The 2,387-nt window shown below is 41.1% G+C and carries 3 protein-coding genes; all 3 read right to left on the bottom strand.

The annotated features are described in order from the left end of the window. On the bottom strand, positions 1 to 1,858 hold a 1,858-nt coding region (locus V5N63_RS11620; RefSeq protein ID WP_332034071.1), incomplete at its 3' end, for a sodium:proline symporter. Then, positions 1,851 to 2,045 (bottom strand): hypothetical protein, encoded by a 195-nt coding sequence (locus V5N63_RS11615; RefSeq protein ID WP_332034070.1) that lies wholly within the window; start codon positions 2,043 to 2,045, stop codon positions 1,851 to 1,853. The genes V5N63_RS11620 and V5N63_RS11615, both read right to left, overlap by 8 nt. Before the next feature lie 36 nt (positions 2,046 to 2,081). Beyond that, on the bottom strand, positions 2,082 to 2,387 hold a 306-nt coding region (locus V5N63_RS11610), incomplete at its 5' end, for a DUF6814 family protein (RefSeq protein WP_332034069.1).

The following is a 2,387-nucleotide window of genomic DNA, read 5'->3' as shown; positions in this document are numbered from 1 at the left end:
ATTCTTCCAGAATTTTCAAAACTTCGGGCAGTGTAATTTTATCTTCTTTTGTAACTCCTTCAATTAAAATTTTTGCCGAGGCAGTACCGATTCTTCCACTGAGAAGGTTCTCTGAAAATTTGATGAACCGGGAATCGGCGCTGTCGTTTTCATCAGAAATATTGTACTTGAGATTAAATATTTTCAGCGCCTGCCTGGTTTTCTTTTCGCCTAGAAATCGGGTCAGGATTTTTCTGATGTCTGAAATGTTGGCGGTACCTTTCCAAATGTAGGCGTTTTCGTGATTCTGTATATAATCATTGATGTCTACATAAAGTTCCGCAAAATTCCGTTCTCTGTAATTGCCCGCGACGAGTGATGAAATGATCATAAACAATCCGCCGTTTACGAGCAGACTCCAGAAAAACGCACTGGCCACAGGCGAGAGGTACGCTAATTTAAAAAAGTTAAATACCGCTGAATTCTGATAGGTTGTTTCAAAATAATTCGGCAGGATAAGATTGAAATAACAGATAAGTACGCCCGCAATTATTCCGGTTACTGCGCCGGCATAACTGCCTCTGCGCCAGAATATGGCACCGAAAAAAGCCGGCGCCAGCTGAGCAATAAGAACAAAAGCGGTAAGTCCCACCGAAAATAAGGTGGCACTGCTGATGAGGTATTTGTAAAAGACAAAACCCAGGATGATGAGTGAAAAAATACTGAATTTCCTGATATTTACAATGGTTCGGTTGTTGGCATATTCGGTTTCGGTTTTCAGACTGTTGAGCCAGCCATATGGAATGATTATGTTATTGGAAAGCATTACCGAGAGCGAAATACTCGAGATAATGATCATCGAGATACTTGCACTGAGGCCGCCCAGAAAAACCATTCCTGCAATGAGCATATTCCCGAATTTCTGAGGAATAAGGATGGAATAAAATTCGGGGTTCACATTTTCACCATAAAAAATTATTTTGCCGCCCCACGCAATGGGGAACACGAAGATATTCATCAACAGGAGATAAAGCGGAAAAAGCCAGATTGCTGTTTTCAGATGTTTTTCGGTCCTGTTTTCTACAATCGTAGTGTGGAACTGCCTTGGAAGAAGGAAAATCGCCGTCATCGAAAGCATACACATTAAAAACCAGTTGAAGCCGGCTTCAAGTCCGTTGAATGTATTTTTCTGTGTGAAATCGGGTAGTTCAGAGGCCTTTTTATAGATATCATCAAACCCGTTGAAAACTCCGTAAACAACAAAAATTCCCAGAATGATAAAGAAAATCAGTTTCAGAAAACTTTCCACGGCAACGGCGGAGATAATTCCAAGTCTTTTTTCGGAAGCATCCACATATTTTGTACCGTAATAGGCAGAAAATACCGCAATAATGAGCACAACATAAGTGGCTGTATCCAGAAAAATGTTATCTGAATAATCGGTGTGCGTGATCAGGTGAAAGGTATCGGAAATCGCTTTAATCTGTAAACCAATGTACGGAATCACCGCCAGCATACACACAATGGCAACGAGTGCGCCCAGAGACCTGCTGTTTCCGTACCGTAAAGAGATGAAATCGGCAATGCTGCTTATTTTATGAACGCGGGAGATTCTGATGATTTTCGAATTGATATAAATCCACGCCGGAATGATGATTACCGGACCGATGTAAATTGCGAGATATTCCAGACCCTGATTGGAGGCGACTCCGATACTACCATAATACGTCCATGCCGAACAGTACACCGCAAGCGAGAGGGAATAGATGTAGGGATTGTTGATCCAGAAGTTGCTCTTCTTTTTTTCTGCCCAGAATGCGATGAAGAACAGCAGCCCCAGATACAGGATCACCAGGAAAAATAACAGCGGACTACTCATCGAATTTCCGGAAGATTAAAAATGAAGCGACACTGGATGCCAGCCAAACCATAAAAATATAAAGATAAATCATTGGCAGCCCCCAGATTTGCTGGGTACTATTAAACAGAAGCAAAACCGGCGCATTAAACATCACAAATAAGATGATGCTTAAAATAACCAGTTTTTGCTTGTGTCTTTTTTTCATTTGAGAGTTTCTGTTTAAAACTTTAACAAGGGCTTTTTACATTTTGTCATCCGAATATTCGCCTTTGAAGGAGTACCAGCCGAAGACTGCCAAACCACCCACAATGATGGGGACAAGAATTACCAGGATAATCCAGCCGAAGACATTATCTTCCTGCTTATCCGACATTATTTTCGGAATACCGAAAACGCTCAAGCCATAATATGCGACTACTGCAGCCAAAAGCAGCCATACAATTCCTAATATTTTTTTTACTGAATCCATTTTTTTGTTTTTTAAAGTTAGTGAAAATCCGGAAACCGGGGACAACGGTGTGGTAATTTTCAGGTTTCCGGGATTTGT

This window comes from Kaistella sp., from assembly GCF_032060305.1.
GTDB lineage: Bacteria > Bacteroidota > Bacteroidia > Flavobacteriales > Weeksellaceae > Kaistella > Kaistella yananensis.
The sequence above is the reverse complement of the archived record's forward strand: the minus strand, read 5'-3'. Positions and strand labels throughout refer to the sequence as shown.